This is a genomic window from Amnibacterium endophyticum (genome assembly GCF_042680685.1).
GTDB lineage: Bacteria > Actinomycetota > Actinomycetes > Actinomycetales > Microbacteriaceae > Amnibacterium > Amnibacterium endophyticum.
Map to the genome: position 1 here is coordinate 26,959 of NZ_JBHUEA010000025.1, position 14,687 is coordinate 41,645.

The following is a 14,687-nucleotide window of genomic DNA, read 5'->3' on the forward strand; positions in this document are numbered from 1 at the left end:
CCCGCCGCCACGATGGCGGCATGAGCGACGCGAACGGCATGAGCCTCTCGGCCGACGTCCCGACCCCGGTGCGCCGCTTCGTCGACACGACGAACGCCGGCGACGGCGAGGGGCTCGTGCAGGTGTTCACGGAGGACGCCTTCCTGTCGGACTGCGGCCGCGAGCACCACGGCCGTCAGGGCGTCGCCGAGTGGGACCGCACCGGCAACATCGGCGAGCAGGCGCACTTCGACCTGCTCGGCTGCAAGCCGGGCGCGACGCCGCAGGAGGTGGTCGCCACCGTGCTCGTGTCCGGCGACGGCTACAACGGCACGAGCGAGCTCGCCTTCACGCTGCGGGGCGAGGCGATCAGCCGGCTCGTCATCACGCCGTGAGCGGCCGCGTCCTGGTCGTCGGCGCGGGGCTCGCCGGGCTCGCGGCCGCGCTGCGCCTCGTCGACGCGGGTCGCGAGGTGGAGGTGCTCGAGGCGTCGGACGCGCCGGGCGGGCGGATGCGCAGCGACCGGGTCGACGGCTTCACGATCGACCGCGGGTTCCAGGTGCTGAACACCGCGTACCCGGAGCTGCGCCGCCTCGGCGTCCTGGACGCCCTGCCGCTGCGCGCCTTCGACAGCGGCGCCTACCTCCGCGACGCCCGCGGGCTGCACCTGGTCGCCGACCCGCGGCGGGTGCCCGCGGGCGCTGCCGGCCTCGTGACCGCGCCGCTCGGGACGCCGCTCGAGCGGGCGCGGCTCGGCGCGCTGCTCGCGGTCGCCGCCTACGGCCCCGCCGACGCGCTGCGGCGCGCGCATGACGAGCCGTTCCAGGCCGTGCTCGAGCGCTGGGGCGCCGCGGGGGCGCCGACGGAGCACTTCCTGCGCCCCTTCCTCGCCGGGGTGCTGCTCGACGACCGCCTGACGACGTCGAGCCGGTTCGCGACCGCCGTCCTCCGCACCTTCGTCCGCGGCGACGTCGTCGTGCCGGACGGCGGGATGGGCGCGCTGCCTGCGCTGCTCGCCGCCCGGCTCGGCGGCCGGGTCCGCTACGGCGCCCGGGTCGACGCCGTGCGCCCCGGCGAGGTCGACGTCGACGGCGCGACGGAGCGCGCGGACGAGGTCGTCGCCGCCGCGGACCCGCGCGCCGCCGCGCGGCTGCTCGGACTGCCGGAGCCCGCGATGCACGCGGTGACGACCGTCTGGCACGCGGTCGCGTCGCCGCCGGTCGACCGCCCCCTGCTCGTGCTCGACACGGAGGGCGGACCGGTGGTGAACAGCGTCGTCATGACGAACGCGGCGCCGTCGTACGGGGCCGGCGGTCGCGCCCTCGTCGCCTCCAGCGTCCTCGCGCCCGAGCCGCTGCCGGACGCCGTGCTGCGCCGGACCCTCGCCCGGCTCTGGGGCGTGCCGACCGCGGACTGGGAGGAGGTCGCGACGACGCGGGTGCCGCACGCGCTGCCGGCGCTGCCCGGCGGCTCGCGCCTGCGGAAGCCCGAGCGGCTCGCGCCGGGCCTGCGCGGCGCGGGCGACCACCGGGCGGCGCCGTCGAGCCAGGGCGCGCTCGCGAGCGGGCGCCGCGCGGCCGAGGCGGTGCTCGCGGCGCGCTGAGCCGCCGCCTGGAGCGGCCCTCGGTCCAGGAGCAGACTGTCGGCATGGGATCGCTCGTCGTGCCCCACGTCCGCCACCACGCCTCCTGGCTCGTCGCCGCCGCCGAGTTCGGGTCAGGGCACATCGACGGCGCCGGGCTGCCGGACGGCTTCGAGGTCGCGTCGGTGGCCGACGAGCAGGCGTTCGCGGCCCTCGTCGCGCAGCTGGTCGGGAACGTGCAGGAGGACTTCCCGCGCCCCGAGGGGTACGTGCCGGCGACGGCGCTCTGGATCGTGGACGGCGACCAGGTCGTCGGGTCGCTGCAGATCCGGCACCGCCTGACGCCGTTCCTGCTCGAGCAGGGCGGGCACATCGGCTACAGCGTGCGCCCCTCCGCACGCCGCCGCGGGCACGCCTCCGCCGCGCTCCGCGACGCGCTGCCGATCGCCCGCGACCTCGGCATCGAGCGCGTGCTCATCACGTGCGACGAGGACAACGCGGGCTCCCGCGCCGTGATCGAGCGCAACGGCGGCGAGTACGAGGACAGCCGGGTCGGCAAGCGCCGCTACTGGATCGCCACCTGACCCTCGCGGATCCGCAGTTCCTGCGCGATCAGTCGTCGACGACGGAGACCCGGACCTCGATGTTGCCGCGGGTCGCCTTCGAGTACGGGCACGCCTGGTGGGCGAGGTCCGCGAGCTCCTGGGCCTCGTCGCGCGGCAGCTCGGGGATCACGACCTCCAGCTCGACGGCGAGGCCGACCCCGCCGTCGTCGGTGCGGTGGAGGGAGACCCGGGCCCCGACGCTCGAGTCGCCGAGCGAGGCGTTCCGCTGCCGGGCGACGCCCTGCAGCGCGGAGTGGAAGCAGGCGGCGTAGCCCGCGGCGAACAGCTGCTCCGGGTTCGTGCCGGCGCCCGATCCGCCCATCTGGGGCGGCGTCGCCAGATCGAGGTCGATCAGGCCGTCCGTCGTGCGGACGTGCCCGTTGCGTCCTCCGCCCGTCGAGAGCGCCTCGGTCGAGTACATCGTCTCCGCCATGCGCCCAGGCTAGGCAGCGGCCGCTGAGCGGCCGGGCGCGGGCAGGACCGACCGGTGCGGTCCGCCCTGCCCGATCCCTCCGCTCAGGGGCGGGAGGCGCGGCGCGGGCCGCGGCGGCTCTGCGGCCGCTCCGGCTGCTGGTCCGCGTGGAGGGGCGCGATGCCGCTGCCCGGCGTCGCGGTGCTGAAGCGCACGGTCGTGGGCGCGCTGCGCCGCGGCCCCTGCTGGCCGCCGCGGGCGGGCTGCTGACGCCCCGAGCGCTGCGGCTCGCCGCTCCGGCGGGACTCGCCCTGCCGGCGCTGACCGCCCTGGCCCGCATCGCCCTGCCGGCGCTGGCCGCCCTGCCCGGGCTCCGCCTGCCGACGCGCGCCGCCCTGGCCGCGACCCTCCCCCGTGCGCCGGGGCTCGCCCTGCCGGGCGGGCTTCCGCTGCGGCTGCACAGGCGCGGCGACCGCCGTCGGCGCGACCTTCGGCGCGACCTCGCCGAGCAGCGCCTCGACCTCCTGCCTGGTCGCCGTCACGGACGTCGGGGTCGCCTTGATGCCCGCGGCGCGGAGCAGGGCGGCGACGTCGCGGCGCTGCTCGGGCAGCACCAGCGTGACGACGGTGCCGCTCGCGCCGGCCCGCGCGGTGCGGCCGCTGCGGTGCAGGTACGCCTTGTGCTCGGTCGGCGGGTCCACGTGGACGACGAGCGCGACGTCGTCGACGTGCACGCCGCGCGCGGCGACGTCGGTCGCCACCAGCACGCGGATGCCGCCGGTGGAGAACGCGGCGAGGTTCCGCTCGCGGGCGTTCTGCGACAGGTTGCCCTGCAGGTCCGCGGCGGGGATCCCGGCCGCGGTCAGCTGCTTGGCGAGCCGCTTCGCGACGTGCTTCGTGCGCACGAACAGGATGCGCCGGTCGGTGCCGGAGGCGAGCGCCTCCATCACGTGCTTCTTCGCGTCCGCGTCGGCGACCTCGAGCACCGCGTGCTCCATCGTCTCGACGGCGGACCGGCCGTCGTCGACGGAGTGCGTGACGGGGCGGTGGAGGAAGCGCTGCACCAGCTTGTCCACGCCGTTGTCGAGCGTCGCGGAGAAGAGCAGCCGCTGACCGCGCTCCGGCGTCTTGGACAGGATGCGCGTGACGCCGGGCAGGAAGCCCATGTCGGCCATGTGGTCGGCCTCGTCCAGCACGGTGACCTGCACGTCGTCGAGGGTGAGCACGCGCTGGCTCAGCAGGTCCTCGAGCCGGCCGGGGCAGGCGACGACGATGTCGACGCCGCCCTTCAGCGCGGTCTCCTGCGGGCGCTGCGAGACGCCGCCGAAGACGGTCGTGATGCGCATGCCGGCGGCCGCGGCGAGCGGCTCGAGCACCGCGGCGATCTGCGTCGCGAGCTCGCGGGTCGGGGCGAGCACGAGCCCGCGGGGCCGGCCGGAGCGGCGCTGACCGCCCGAGAGGCGGGCGACGAGCGGCAGCGAAAAGGCGAGGGTCTTGCCGCTGCCGGTGCGGCCGCGGCCGAGCACGTCGCGGCCCGCGAGGGAGTCCGGCAGCGTGGCGGACTGGATCGGGAAGGGCTCCGTGATGCCGCGCTCGGTCAGCGCGGGCAGCAGGGAGGAGGGGACGCCGAGATCGGCGAAGGACTGGGTGGGCATGGGAGTGCTCTCGGGTTCGAGCGGCTTCGGTCGCCGCGGCGGCGGTGCGTTCGGTGCACCTCGTGCGCCGCACGCGCCTCGCTCGACCGACCTGGATGGGCCGGGAGATCTGGGCGCTCCGACGCAGGCGCCCGACGGGCGCACCACGAAGCGTACCGGAGGGGATCAGGGGTTCCGCGCAGCGGCCGCCCGACGGCGTCGCGCGGCGAGCCGCTGGAGCAGCAGCACCGCGACCGCCGAGACGAGGATGCAGGCGATGTTCACGACCAGCTGCACCGCGGCGCCGAGCGCCTCGCCCGGCAGCCCGGCGACGAGGGCGGCGCCCGTGTTCGCGGCCGCCGGGATCGTCGTGACGCTGATGAAGACGCCGACGATCGCGCTCGACTTCGCGGAGGTGAGCGACAGGGTGCCGGCGGCTCCCGCGAGCAGGGCGACGATCACGCTCCAGGCGTCCGGGTGCGAGACGAAGGAGGTCAGCGGCCGGTTCCCGTCGAGGTAGCCCTTCGGCAGCCCCATGGTCGCGGCGACGAGCGCGGTGCCCGCGGCCGTGATCGCCACGCCGATGGGGAAGCCGACGAGCAGCGCCCGCATCGAGCGCCAGGCGAGCCGCCACCGCCTGCTGACGAGGCCCACCGCGATCGCGGCGAGCGGCCCGAACTCCGGCCCGAGCACCATGCCGCCGACGACCAGCACCGAGCTGTCGGTGATGACGCCGACCGCGGAGATCAGCATCGCGATGACGAGGAAGGCGAGGAACGTGACCGACAGCGACGACTCCTCGCTGGTGCGCTGGGCCACCTCCTCCCAGACGACCGCGTCGTCCCCCTGGCCGGGCGCGTCGGCCTCCGCCTGCCGGATCGGCGCGCCGAGCGCGGTGTCGACCTGCAGCAGCGTCACCGTGCCGCCCGCGTCGAGCACCGCGGGCCGCAGCGCGTCGAGCAGGCCGTCCGCCGCCTCGCGGGCCACGTCGGCCTCCACGACGTCGCCGGAGGGTTCGACGGCGGCGCGCCGGTGCTGCACGTTCGTCACCCCGGGGACGCCGCGCATCGCGGCGATCGCCGCCTCCGCGCGCTCGGGGCGGACGACGACGGTGGCGTGGAGCACGCGTGGATCCTGCCCGAGGCCCTACGCGAGGACCTGCGACAGCGCGGCCCGGCCGATCGCGGCGGTGGTCGGGCCGCCGTCGATCACGTGGGCCGCCGCCATGCAGAGGGCCCAGCCGCGCGCCCTTGTCCAGGTCGCCGCGTCGGGCGCGAGCGCGGCGCGGAACCGCTCGCGCGCGCCGGGCCCGAAGGTGAGCCAGGCCGTCGCGACGTCCGTCGCCGGGTCGCCGCCGCCGGTGTCGCCGAAGTCGACGACGGCGGTGAGGCGGCCGTCCCGCTGCACGAGGTTCGCGGGGTGCAGGTCGCCGTGCAGCCGGAGGCGCGGCCCGGACCACGGCGCCGCGTCGAGCGCCTCCCTCCACCGCGCGTCGAGCCGCGGGTCGTCCAGCGCCGCGAGCCGCTCGGTCATCGCCGTCGCCCGCGCGGCGAGCGGGACGCCGCGCACCGGGTTCTCGGGCGCGGCCTCGTCGGGCACGTGGAGGGCGGCGAGGAAGGCCGCGAGCGCCTCGGCGAGCCCGGCGTCCTCCCGCATCCCCGCGTCGGCGACGGTGCCGCCCGCGAACCAGGGCACCACGGACCAGGGGAAGGGGAAGCGGTCCGTCGGCGTCCCGACGCGGACCGGCGCGGGCACCGCGACGGGAACCCGCGCCGCGATCGCGGGCAGGGCCAGCTGCTCGTGGCGGATCAGCGCGGCCGCGACGCGCCGGCGCGGCAGCCGCACGGCGAGGTCGTCCCCGAGCCGCAGCACGACGTTGTCCCAGCCCTCGGCCACGGGCACCAGCGGCAGGCGGGCGAGGTCGGGGTGCTGCTCCTCGAGCAGCGCCCGCGCGATCTCGGGTCCGGCTTCGATGTCGGCGGCGGGCACGCGCTCCACCCTGGCGCAGCGCGGGCCTCCCGAACGACGGAGTTCCGGCCGCCCGGGTCGATCAGCGCGGCGTGTCGCTCCGTCGTTCGGGGAACTGTCCGTCGATCGAGCGGGGATCCGTCGTTCGGGAGGGGGCGTCAGGGCAGGGCGCCCTGCAGGGCGACGGCGCCGGGCGGGGTGATCGCGGTCACGGTCGCGTACCCCTGCGCGAGCAGGTCGAGGTCGCTGCCCGCGTCCGCCGCCCCGGCGCGGCCGAGCGCCGCCCGCAGCTCCTCCTCGTCGCCGCCGTCCGCGGACGAGGTGCGTACGACGCCGCCGGTGGCGAGCGGCGCCTCGCGGAACTCGAAGGCACCGGGCCGGTTCGGTGCGTTCAGGTTCAGCACGGTCGCCGCCGGCTGCGCCTGCAGCAGCGGCAGCAGGGTGACGGCGGCCGCGGCCGCGTCCTCCCAGTGCAGCGCGTCGGAGGGCTGGTCCACGTCCAGCGAGACCGCGAGCGCCCGGAGCCCGCCCACCCCGGCGGTCAGCGCGGCGCCCGCGGTGCCGGAGTGCAGCAGCACGCGGCCGGTGTTCGCGCCGTAGTTGATGCCGGAGAGCACCACGTCGGGGCGGGGGCCGAACGAGCCGCGGAGCGCCAGCAGCACGCACATCGCGGGTGCGGCGTGGACGGCGAAGGCCTCCGGCACGCCGGGCACCTGCCGCCGGTCGACCGCGACCTGGTCCGCGTCGTCGTCGACGAGGATCGCGGCGCTCGCGCCCGACCACTGCCGCGCGGGCGCGGCGATCACGACCTCGTGGCCCGCCGCCACGGCGGCGACGGCGAGCGGCCGGATGCCGGGGGCGTCGATCCCGTCGTCGTTGACGACCAGGATGCGGAGGCTCGGCACGTCCTCGACGCTACGGCACCCGCATCGGCGGGAGCCGAAGCCCTCAGGCGTCCGCTCCCCTAGCGTGGAGCGGGTGCCTCCCGAGCCGCACCGGTCGACCGCCGCCGCGATGGACCCCGTCGTCCTCTACCGCCTCATGGCGCTGCGCAACGCCGTCTTCGTCGTCGAGCAGCGCGCCGCGTACGACGACCTGGACGGCCGGGACGTCGAGCCGGGAGCCGAGCAGCTGTGGATCGAGGAGGACGGCGCGGTGCTCGCGACGCTGCGGATCCTCGAGGAGCGCGGGGCCTGGCGGATCGGGCGCGTCGCGACGGCGGCGGCGGCGCGAGGGCGCGGGCTCGGCGCGGACCTGATGCGGACGGCCGTCGCGCGGTGCCGGGAGCGGGACGCCGCGCTGCCGGTGGTGCTCGGTGCGCAGGAGCACCTGGCCGGCTGGTACGGCCGCTTCGGCTTCGCGCTCGACGGCCCCGGCTGGGTCGAGGACGGGATCCCGCACGTGCCGATGCGGCTGCCGGCCGCCTGATCGCGCCCGTCGCCTGGCCGGTTCGCGCATCCGCGCGACGGTGTCCGAGCCCTGCCCTACGTTCGCCCCATGCACCTCTTCCCCGCCCCCGCCCGCACGGCACCGGCGGAGTGGCGGCGGCTCGGCCGGTTCCTCTGGTCCGGGCGACGCGACGGACGGCCGGTCGGCACGATCGAGCACGGCCGCCGCTTCGTCGTGCTCGGGCTCGAGGGCGACCTGCTCGGCCGCTTCCGCACCTTGGCCGAGGCGCAGGCGGCGGTCTGACCGCTCAGCCGACCGGCAGCGCCTCGACGAGGAGGTCCTTCATCGCCGTCCAGCTGCGCCGCTCGGCGGTCGCCTGGAACTGGGCGCCGTGGTCGGGGGCGTCCGTGCCCGGCACCGTGAAGGCGTGCATCGCGCCGGCGTAGGTGACCACCTGCCAGTCCAGGTCGGGCACGCCCCGCAGCTCGTCCTCGAGCGCCGCGACGTCCTCGGGCGGCACCACCGGGTCGACGGCGCCGGTCAGCACGAGCAGCGACGCGCGGATGCGCTCCGCCTCCCCCTCCGGCCCCGCCTGCAGGCCGCCGTGGAAGCTGATGACCGCGGAGAGGTCGGCCCCGGTGCGGGCGAGCTGCAGCACCGAGGAGCCCCCGAAGCAGTAGCCGATCGCGGCGGTGCGGTCCTCGGCGACCTCCGGCAGCGCCCGCATCGCCTCGAACGCGCCCGTCACGCGGCGCCGCCAGAGGTCCTGGTCGCCGTAGTAGGAGCCGGCGACCTGCGCCGCCTCCGCCTGCGAGGGACGGACGTTCGCGCCGTAGACGTCGCCGCCGAACGCGGCGTAGCCGAGCCGCGCGAGCATCTCGCAGCGCATCCGCACCATGTCGGACACGCCGATCCAGTCGTGGATCACGAGCACGGCCGGGTGCGGGCCGTCGCCCGCGGGCACCGCGAGGACGCCGCGGCAGGCCGTCCCGTCGACGTCGTAGTCCACGTCGCGCAGCGTCACCCCGCCGCTCGGCTCGGGCTCGCGGTCGAGGATCTGCTGCAGCTCGGGGGCGTACGTCATGTCCGCGAGTCTGCGCCCGCCCTCCTCATCGCCGGCTGTCCGTCGCCGCCGGGCCTCAGCGCACGCGGGCCGGGCGCACCGAGGCGGTGTCGAGCGAGGCGCCGGCCGGCAGGTCGACCGCGGTGCGCACGACCGCGGCGACGTCCTCCGGCGCGAGCAGGTACCGCAGGTCGTACTCGGCGCCCTCGCGCGCGACCTTCGCCCGCTGCATGTCCGAATCGGTGCGCCCGGGATGGACGGCGGTGACCCGGACGCCCGCGCCGCGCTCCTCCTCCCTGAGCGCGTCGCCGAACGCGCGGAGCGCGAACTTCGAGGCCGCGTAGACCGCCCCGCCCGCCGACGCGGTGAAGCCGGCGCCGCTGTTGACGAGCACGACGAGCCCGCCCGCGGCACGCAGCGCCGGGAGCGCGGCGCGCGTGAGGTCCGCGACGGCGAAGAGGTTCGCCGCGAAGACCCGCTCCCACGTCGCCCGGTCGGTGCCGGCGACCGTGGTCCCGTCCTCGACCCCGGCGGAGTGCACGAGCACGTCGAGGCGCTCCGGCACGGGCGGCAGCGGACCTGCGGCCAGGTCGGCGACGAACGGCTCGGCCGACGGCAGCCCGTCCACGACCGCCTGCACACCGCCGGCGTCCCGGCCGCCGACCAGGACGTGGTGGGTGCGCCCGAGGTCCGCCGCGATCGCGCGGCCGATGCCGCGGCTGCCGCCGGTGACGAGGGCGACCCTGCGCTGCTCCATGCCGCCAGGCTAGGAGCGCCTCCCAGGGCGCCCGCCTACCGTCTGCGCGCATGGCACTCGGCGTCGGCACCGGCCCCCTCTCCCCCGACTGCGACGGGGCCGTGCTGCCCGCGCGGCCGGACGCCTTCCTGCAGCCCTACCCGAGGCGCGTGCGCGCGATCGTCGGCGACCGGACCGTGCTCGACACCGAGGGCGCCGTGATGCTGCACGCCGCGGGCCGGATGCCGCAGCTGTGGTTCCCGGCCGGCGACGTGAGCGCCGACCTGCTGCCGGAGGGCGCGACGGCCCGGCCCGGTGCGGACGATCCCGCCGACGCGATCGGCGACCGCGTGTCGATCCGGTTCAGCGCGGCGGACCGCTGGCTCGTCGAGGACGAGCCCGTGTACGCGCACTTCAAGGACCCGTACCACCGGGTCGACGTGCTGACCGCGTCCCGCTCGGTCGTCGTGCGCGTCGGCGGCGAGGTCGTGGCCGAGAGCCTGCGGCCGAAGCTGCTGTTCGAGACCGGGCTGCCCGTGCGCTACTACGTGCCGTGGGCGGACACCGCCATCGGCGCCTTCGAGCGGAGCGGCACGGTCTCCGAGTGCCCCTACAAGGGCGACGGGCAGCACTGGCACGTCACGGCCGGCGGGCAGCGGGTCGAGGACGCGGCATGGAGCCTGCCCCGCCCGCTGCCGGAGGGCTTCCCGGCGCTCGAGCACGTCGCGTTCTACGCCGAGAAGGTGGAGCTGGAGGTCGACGGCCGCCGCGTCACCGCCTGACCGCGCTGGTCAGAGGTTCGCGACGATCGCCTCCGCCAGCGCCTCGTAGGCGGCCTGGTCGCCGCCGTCGAAGCCCACGGTCTTCAGCAGCAGCCCGCGGCGGTCCTTCACCACGAGGACCGTGCCCGACTCCCCGGCCGCGAAGCCGCGGGTCGCGCCCCGCACCTCGGTCGCCGACCGGGGTCTCGGCACGACGCCCTCCGGCAGGAAGACGTCCGGCTGCGGCGTGTACTGGGCGAGCACCCGCCGGGTCGTGGAGACGGTCCAGACGCACTGCCCGCCGTTCAAGGGCCCCTTCGACGGGACGCCCGCGCCGGGGTCCGCGCCGATCGCCGCCCGCAGCCGCGCGACCGGCACGAGCGCGCAGACGTCGTCCACGGCGCGGGTGCTCGCCGCGGGCGGCCCGGCGGGACGGCTCGCGGTCTCCTCCGGCTGCCCGGAGCAGCCCGTCAGCGCGACGAGCAGCGCGAGGCCGACGGCGGCGGGGCGGAGGCGGGGCACCGTCGCATCATGGCGCCGGCACCTGGACGGTGCGGCCTCAGGCGGCGCGCCTGCGCAGGCGCCGCAGCTGGGCCGCCAGCTCGGGCCGGGCGCGGCGCTGCCCGCCGCGCTCGGCGATCGCCCGCTTCAGGTCGACGAGCACGCGCTCGAGCCGCGGCACGTCCGGGTGCCAGCCGCGGCGCTCGCACTCGTCCAGCCACTCCACGAGCGCCCGATGGCCGCGCTCGCCGTTGCACCGGCGGCAGGCCGCGACCTCGTTCTCGAGCCACGACGGCCCGCCCTTCGCCCGCGGCACGACGTGCTCCGTGGTCGGCCGCGACAGCCGGTCGAACCCGCCGCCGCACCACACGCAGGTGGCGCCGTCGCGCTCGAGCGCCGCCGCCAGCCGCTCCGCCCGGTCCAGCTGTGCCATCGTCCTCGCGACAACGCTGGAGGCCGCAGCCCTGTTCCACCGCCTGGCCCTTCATCTTGTAGGCAGATCTCGCCTCCACGGCCAGATCTGCCTACAAGATGCAGACCGCTCCGCCCCGAGGATGAGGGAGGACCCGCCTCGCGGCGGAGGATGCGTCGACCCGGGGCCGATCCGCGGCGGGCACCCGCCGCGGGACGCTGCACCCATGACCGTCCTGCTCGCGGATCCCGAGATCCGCGCCGTGCCCGTCCGCGAGTGCGGCGAGCCGCTCGTCCCCGTCCCCCACGGCGTCGAGGCCCTCGGCGAGCGCCCGCTCGTCCGCGCCGGCCTCGCCGCCCGGCTCGCCGCCGCGGGGCTGCTGCTGCCGCCCGGGCGCCGGCTGCTCGTCGTGGAGGGGCACCGGTCGCCCGGCGACCAGACCGCGATCTGGGACCGCTACGCGGCCGCGGTCGAGCGGGACCACCCGTTCGAGTCCGCGGGCGAGCGCCGCCGGCTCATCAGCCGCTTCGTCGCCCCGCTCGAGGTCGCGCCGCACGTCGCGGGCGCCGCGGTCGACGTCACCCTGGTCGACCGCCTGGGCCGACCGCTCGACCTCGGCACCCCGATCGACGCGACGCCGGAGGAGAGCGGCGGCGCCTGCTTCCTCGACGCCGCCGTCCCGGCCGAGGCGAGGATCGAGCGGCGCACCCTCGCCGAGGCGCTGCGCGGTGCGGGGCTCGTGAACTACCCGACCGAGTGGTGGCACTGGAGCCACGGCGACCGGTACTGGGCCTGGGCGACCCGCTCGCCCGCCGCGCGCTACGGGCCGGTCGAGGCGCCCGCCCGTCTCGTCGGATCGGCGTCGGGACGGTGATCGCCCTCGCCGAGGCGGGCCGGGTCGCCGCCCGCCCGATGCTGCGGCTCGACCCCGCGGCCGTCGCTCACAACGTCCGCGTGCTCCGCCGCACCGCCGGCGTCCCCGTGCTCGCCGCCGTGAAAGCGGACGGCTTCGGCTGCGGCGCGGAGGCGGTCGCCCGAGCCGCGCTCGGCGCGGGGGCCACCTGGCTCGGCACCACGACGCTCGCCGAGGCGGTCGCGCTGCGCCGCGCCGGGCTCGCCGCGCGCACCCTCGCCTGGCTGCACCCGGTCGACGCGGACTGGGAGACCGCGCTGCGCCTGCGCATCGACGTCGCGGTCCCGTCGGCCGACCACCTCGCGGCGCTCGCCGCGGCCGCCCGCCGCCTCGGCGTCCGCGCCGCCGCGCACCTGCACGTCGACACGGGGATGGCGCGCGACGGCGCCTCGGTGCCGGAGTGGCGGCGGCTGGTGCGCGCCGCGGCCGGGGCCCGCGACGCGGTCGAGGTCGTCGGCGTGATGGGGCACCTGCCCTGCGCCGACCTGCCCGGGCACCCGAGCACCGCGGCGGGGATCCGCGCCTTCGCGGGGGCGGTCGCCGCGGCCCGCGCGGCCGGGCTGCGCCCCGCGCTCAGGCACCTCGCCGCGACGGAGGCGGCGCTGCACGTGCCCGCGGCCCGCTTCGACCTCGTGCGCGTCGGGGCGGGCCTCTACGGGATCGGCGAGGGGCTCAGGGAGGTGGCGACGCTGACCGCCCCCGTCGTGCTGACCCGCCGCGTCCGCGCCGGCACGCCGGTCGGCTACGGCCACACGGCGACGGCCCCGCGCGACACCGTCCTCGCGACGCTGCCGGTCGGCTTCGCGGACGGGCTGCCGCGGTCCGCGGTCGGGGCCGAGGTGCTGCTCGGCGGCGCGCGCCGGCCGGTGCTCGGCCGGATCTCGATGGACCAGGTCGTGGTCGACGCGGGACCGGCCGGCGTGCCCCTCGGCAGCGTGGCGACCGTGTTCGGCGACGGCGGCCCGAGCGTCGCGGAGTGGGCCGCGTGGGCGGGCACCAACCCGCACGAGGTCCTCACCGGCGTCGGCGCGCGGGTGGTGCGCTCTTGAGGCGCCGGGTGGCGGTCGTCGGCGGCGGGGCGAACCCGGAGCACGAGGTGGCGCTCCGCGGCGCGGCGGCGGTGTCGGCGGCGCTCGCGGAGGCCGGGCACGATCCGGTGCCGCTGACGATCGGCCGCGACGGCGTCTGGCACGACGCCGCAGGCCCGCTCGGCGACTCCCCCGCGGCCTCCCTCGCGACGGCGCTCGGTCTGCTCGCCGGCTGCGACGCGGCGTTCCCGGTGCTGCACGGCACCCGCGGGGAGGACGGCAGCGCCGCGGCGCTGCTCGACCTCGCCGGGGTACCGGCGGTCGGCTGCGGCGTGCGGGCCGGGGCGATCGCGATGGACAAGCACGCGACGAAGGCCCTCGCGCGCTCCCTCGGCATCGGCGTCGTCGAGGCGGCGCTCGTCCTGCCGGGCGCCCCAGTGCCGCAGGTCGCCCTGCCGGCCGTGGTGAAGCCGACGACCGCGGGCTCGAGCTTCGGCGTCGCCCTCGTGGAGCGCGCCGCCGACCTGCCGGGTGCCGTCGCGGCGGCCGCCGCGCTCGGCGACGCGGTGCTGGTGGAGCGGTACGTGCGGGCGCGGGAGGTGCACGTGGCGGTGCTGCAGCGGCCGGACGGCACCCTGCTGGTGCCGCCGGTGCTCGAGTTCGCGAAGCCGGACGGGGTCCTGTTCGACACCTCGCGGAAGTACGAGACGGGCGTCGTGCCGCTGCTGCCCGCGCCGCTTGCGGACGGGCTGCGGCCGCGGCTCGAGGCGGCCGCGCTCGCGCTGTTCCGGGCGCTCGGCTGCGCGGGGCTGTCCCGGTTCGACTTCTTCCTCACCGACGACGGGTTCCTGCTGAACGAGGTGAACACGATGCCGGGCATGACGGCGCAGTCCGGCTTCCCGATGATGTGCGCCGCCGCGGGCCTGCCCTACCCTGCCCTCGTCGCCGAGCTGGTCGAGACCGCCCTCGCCGCGACGCCGGCCGCGTCCGGGGCGGCGCTCAGCCGATGATGCGCTCCGCGACCGACACGGCCCGGTCGACGGGGACGGCGAAGCCAATCCCGATGTTGCCGGAGCCGAGGGTCGCGATCGACGTGTTCACGCCGACCACGCGGCCGTCGAGGTCGACGAGCGGCCCGCCCGAGTTGCCGGGGTTGATCGACGCGTCGGTCTGCACCATCGGCAGCCGCTGGCTGCCGCCGCGGTCGACGGCGCTGACGATGCCGGAGGTGACGGTGCCGTTCAGCCCGAGCGGCGATCCGACCGCGATCACCGGCTGCCCGATCGCGAGGGTGGCGCTGCGGCCGGTCCGCGCGGGCGGCAGGGCGTCGGCCTCGGTCCGCAGCACCGCGATGTCGTTCTCCTCGTCGCTGCCGACGACCGAGGCCGACACGGTGCGGCCGGTCGAGGTGAGCAGCTGCACCCGCGTCGCGCCGTCGACCACGTGATGGTTCGTGATCACGTGCCCGTCGCCGTCGAGCACCCAGCCCGACCCGCTGCCGCGCTGCGTGCGCACCTGCACGACCGAGGGGAGGATCGACTGCGCGGCGGCCTCGGTCTCGGTGCCCGGCGCGCTCGTGGCGCCCGGGATCGCGAGCGGCGGCGACACGGGCGTGCGCACCTCCGCGACCGCCCACGCCGTCGCCCCGCCGCCGAGCGCGCCGACGAGCAGCGTGACGAGCAGCACGAGCCCGCCCGACGCGCC

19 protein-coding genes are annotated in these 14,687 nt (G+C 77.4%); 9 read left to right on the forward strand and 10 right to left on the reverse strand.

The window, feature by feature from the left end; all coding sequences use genetic code 11:
- Positions 1 to 20 precede the first annotated feature (20 nt).
- The 3 genes from ACFSBI_RS14170 to ACFSBI_RS14180 are packed head-to-tail and all read left to right on the forward strand — an operon-like array spanning position 21 to position 2,145.
- Entirely contained in the window at positions 21 to 374 is a 354-nt protein-coding gene (locus ACFSBI_RS14170; RefSeq protein ID WP_377936035.1) for a nuclear transport factor 2 family protein, read from the forward strand.
- A complete protein-coding gene (locus ACFSBI_RS14175; protein WP_377936037.1) occupies positions 371 to 1,582 on the forward strand; it encodes an FAD-dependent oxidoreductase in 1,212 nt (403 codons plus the stop codon). The genes ACFSBI_RS14170 and ACFSBI_RS14175 overlap by 4 nt, the downstream gene beginning before the upstream one ends.
- Positions 1,583 to 1,626: 44 nt before the next feature.
- On the forward strand, positions 1,627 to 2,145 hold the full coding sequence (locus tag ACFSBI_RS14180; RefSeq protein ID WP_377936039.1) for a GNAT family N-acetyltransferase: 519 nt from the start codon (positions 1,627 to 1,629) through the stop codon (positions 2,143 to 2,145).
- 28 nt (positions 2,146 to 2,173) lie between these two features.
- Here ACFSBI_RS14180 and ACFSBI_RS14185 read toward each other — a convergent pair whose 3' ends face one another.
- From ACFSBI_RS14185 to surE, 5 genes are all read right to left on the reverse strand, one after another.
- Positions 2,174 to 2,599, reverse strand: coding sequence for an organic hydroperoxide resistance protein (locus tag ACFSBI_RS14185; RefSeq protein WP_377936040.1), 426 nt, complete (start codon positions 2,597 to 2,599; stop codon positions 2,174 to 2,176).
- Between the two features lie 83 nt (positions 2,600 to 2,682).
- Positions 2,683 to 4,233: a DEAD/DEAH box helicase gene (locus ACFSBI_RS14190; RefSeq protein ID WP_377936042.1), complete on the reverse strand. Its 1,551-nt coding sequence runs from the start codon at positions 4,231 to 4,233 to the stop codon at positions 2,683 to 2,685.
- A 165-nt stretch (positions 4,234 to 4,398) separates the two neighbouring features.
- Positions 4,399 to 5,337, reverse strand: a complete 939-nt coding sequence (locus ACFSBI_RS14195; protein ID WP_377936044.1) for a DUF389 domain-containing protein — start codon at positions 5,335 to 5,337, stop codon at positions 4,399 to 4,401.
- Between the two features lie 21 nt (positions 5,338 to 5,358).
- Positions 5,359 to 6,201: an aminoglycoside phosphotransferase family protein gene (locus ACFSBI_RS14200; RefSeq protein WP_377936046.1), complete on the reverse strand. Its 843-nt coding sequence runs from the start codon at positions 6,199 to 6,201 to the stop codon at positions 5,359 to 5,361.
- 137 nt (positions 6,202 to 6,338) lie between these two features.
- On the reverse strand, positions 6,339 to 7,085 hold the full coding sequence (gene surE, locus ACFSBI_RS14205; protein ID WP_377936047.1) for a 5'/3'-nucleotidase SurE: 747 nt from the start codon (positions 7,083 to 7,085) through the stop codon (positions 6,339 to 6,341).
- A 73-nt stretch (positions 7,086 to 7,158) separates the two neighbouring features.
- Here surE and ACFSBI_RS14210 point away from each other — a divergent pair, with 73 nt between their 5' ends.
- Positions 7,159 to 7,608 carry a GNAT family N-acetyltransferase gene (locus tag ACFSBI_RS14210; RefSeq protein ID WP_377936049.1) on the forward strand — a complete coding sequence of 150 codons (450 nt, stop codon included), beginning with the start codon at positions 7,159 to 7,161 and terminating at the stop codon, positions 7,606 to 7,608.
- A 69-nt stretch (positions 7,609 to 7,677) separates the two neighbouring features.
- Positions 7,678 to 7,872: a hypothetical protein gene (locus tag ACFSBI_RS14215; RefSeq protein ID WP_377936050.1), complete on the forward strand. Its 195-nt coding sequence runs from the start codon at positions 7,678 to 7,680 to the stop codon at positions 7,870 to 7,872.
- Positions 7,873 to 7,876: 4 nt separating this feature from the next.
- Here the strand turns inward: ACFSBI_RS14215 and ACFSBI_RS14220 are convergent, their stop codons facing one another.
- Positions 7,877 to 8,653, reverse strand: a complete 777-nt coding sequence (locus ACFSBI_RS14220; protein ID WP_377936052.1) for a dienelactone hydrolase family protein — start codon at positions 8,651 to 8,653, stop codon at positions 7,877 to 7,879.
- Positions 8,654 to 8,708: 55 nt separating this feature from the next.
- Entirely contained in the window at positions 8,709 to 9,389 is a 681-nt protein-coding gene (locus tag ACFSBI_RS14225; RefSeq protein WP_377936054.1) for an SDR family oxidoreductase, read from the reverse strand.
- Between the two features lie 50 nt (positions 9,390 to 9,439).
- On the opposite strand from ACFSBI_RS14225, the gene ACFSBI_RS14230 reads away from it, so the two are divergent.
- The gene (locus ACFSBI_RS14230; protein ID WP_377936056.1) at positions 9,440 to 10,150 is read left to right on the forward strand and encodes a DUF427 domain-containing protein; all 711 of its coding nucleotides are present in this window, start codon (positions 9,440 to 9,442) and stop codon (positions 10,148 to 10,150) included.
- 9 nt (positions 10,151 to 10,159) lie between these two features.
- On the opposite strand, the gene ACFSBI_RS14235 is transcribed toward ACFSBI_RS14230, so the two are convergent.
- Complete coding sequence (locus tag ACFSBI_RS14235; protein WP_377936058.1) at positions 10,160 to 10,651, reverse strand: hypothetical protein; 492 nt, start codon at positions 10,649 to 10,651, stop codon at positions 10,160 to 10,162.
- Between the two features lie 37 nt (positions 10,652 to 10,688).
- Positions 10,689 to 11,063, reverse strand: a complete 375-nt coding sequence (locus ACFSBI_RS14240) for an HNH endonuclease (RefSeq protein WP_377936060.1) — start codon at positions 11,061 to 11,063, stop codon at positions 10,689 to 10,691.
- Between the two features lie 205 nt (positions 11,064 to 11,268).
- On the opposite strand from ACFSBI_RS14240, the gene ACFSBI_RS14245 reads away from it, so the two are divergent.
- From ACFSBI_RS14245 to ACFSBI_RS14255, 3 genes are read left to right on the forward strand one after another with little or no spacing between them, the layout of a single operon-like run.
- On the forward strand, positions 11,269 to 11,916 hold the full coding sequence (locus tag ACFSBI_RS14245; RefSeq protein ID WP_377936062.1) for a M15 family metallopeptidase: 648 nt from the start codon (positions 11,269 to 11,271) through the stop codon (positions 11,914 to 11,916).
- Positions 11,913 to 13,004 (forward strand): alanine racemase, encoded by a 1,092-nt coding sequence (alr, locus tag ACFSBI_RS14250; RefSeq protein ID WP_377936064.1) that lies wholly within the window; start codon positions 11,913 to 11,915, stop codon positions 13,002 to 13,004. The genes ACFSBI_RS14245 and alr overlap by 4 nt, the downstream gene beginning before the upstream one ends.
- A gap of 8 nt (positions 13,005 to 13,012) precedes the next feature.
- The gene (locus tag ACFSBI_RS14255) at positions 13,013 to 13,993 is read left to right on the forward strand and encodes a D-alanine--D-alanine ligase family protein (RefSeq protein ID WP_377936066.1); all 981 of its coding nucleotides are present in this window, start codon (positions 13,013 to 13,015) and stop codon (positions 13,991 to 13,993) included.
- On the opposite strand, the gene ACFSBI_RS14260 is transcribed toward ACFSBI_RS14255, so the two are convergent.
- Positions 13,983 to 14,687: S1C family serine protease (locus tag ACFSBI_RS14260; RefSeq protein WP_377936068.1), on the reverse strand; the 705-nt coding region annotated here is incomplete at its 5' end. The genes ACFSBI_RS14255 and ACFSBI_RS14260 overlap by 11 nt on opposite strands.

Coding starts and splice junctions, on each gene's coding strand:
- ACFSBI_RS14190 (WP_377936042.1), bottom strand. CDS start 4,233: ATGCCCACCCAGTCCTTCGCCGATCTCGGCGTCCCCTCCTCCCTGCTG.
- ACFSBI_RS14230 (WP_377936056.1), top strand. CDS start 9,440: ATGGCACTCGGCGTCGGCACCGGCCCCCTCTCCCCCGACTGCGACGGG.
- ACFSBI_RS14240 (WP_377936060.1), bottom strand. CDS start 11,063: ATGGCACAGCTGGACCGGGCGGAGCGGCTGGCGGCGGCGCTCGAGCGC.
- ACFSBI_RS14170 (WP_377936035.1), top strand. CDS start 21: ATGAGCGACGCGAACGGCATGAGCCTCTCGGCCGACGTCCCGACCCCG.
- ACFSBI_RS14215 (WP_377936050.1), top strand. CDS start 7,678: ATGCACCTCTTCCCCGCCCCCGCCCGCACGGCACCGGCGGAGTGGCGG.
- ACFSBI_RS14245 (WP_377936062.1), top strand. CDS start 11,269: ATGACCGTCCTGCTCGCGGATCCCGAGATCCGCGCCGTGCCCGTCCGC.
- ACFSBI_RS14225 (WP_377936054.1), bottom strand. CDS start 9,389: ATGGAGCAGCGCAGGGTCGCCCTCGTCACCGGCGGCAGCCGCGGCATC.
- ACFSBI_RS14185 (WP_377936040.1), bottom strand. CDS start 2,599: ATGGCGGAGACGATGTACTCGACCGAGGCGCTCTCGACGGGCGGAGGA.
- ACFSBI_RS14220 (WP_377936052.1), bottom strand. CDS start 8,653: ATGACGTACGCCCCCGAGCTGCAGCAGATCCTCGACCGCGAGCCCGAG.
- ACFSBI_RS14180 (WP_377936039.1), top strand. CDS start 1,627: ATGGGATCGCTCGTCGTGCCCCACGTCCGCCACCACGCCTCCTGGCTC.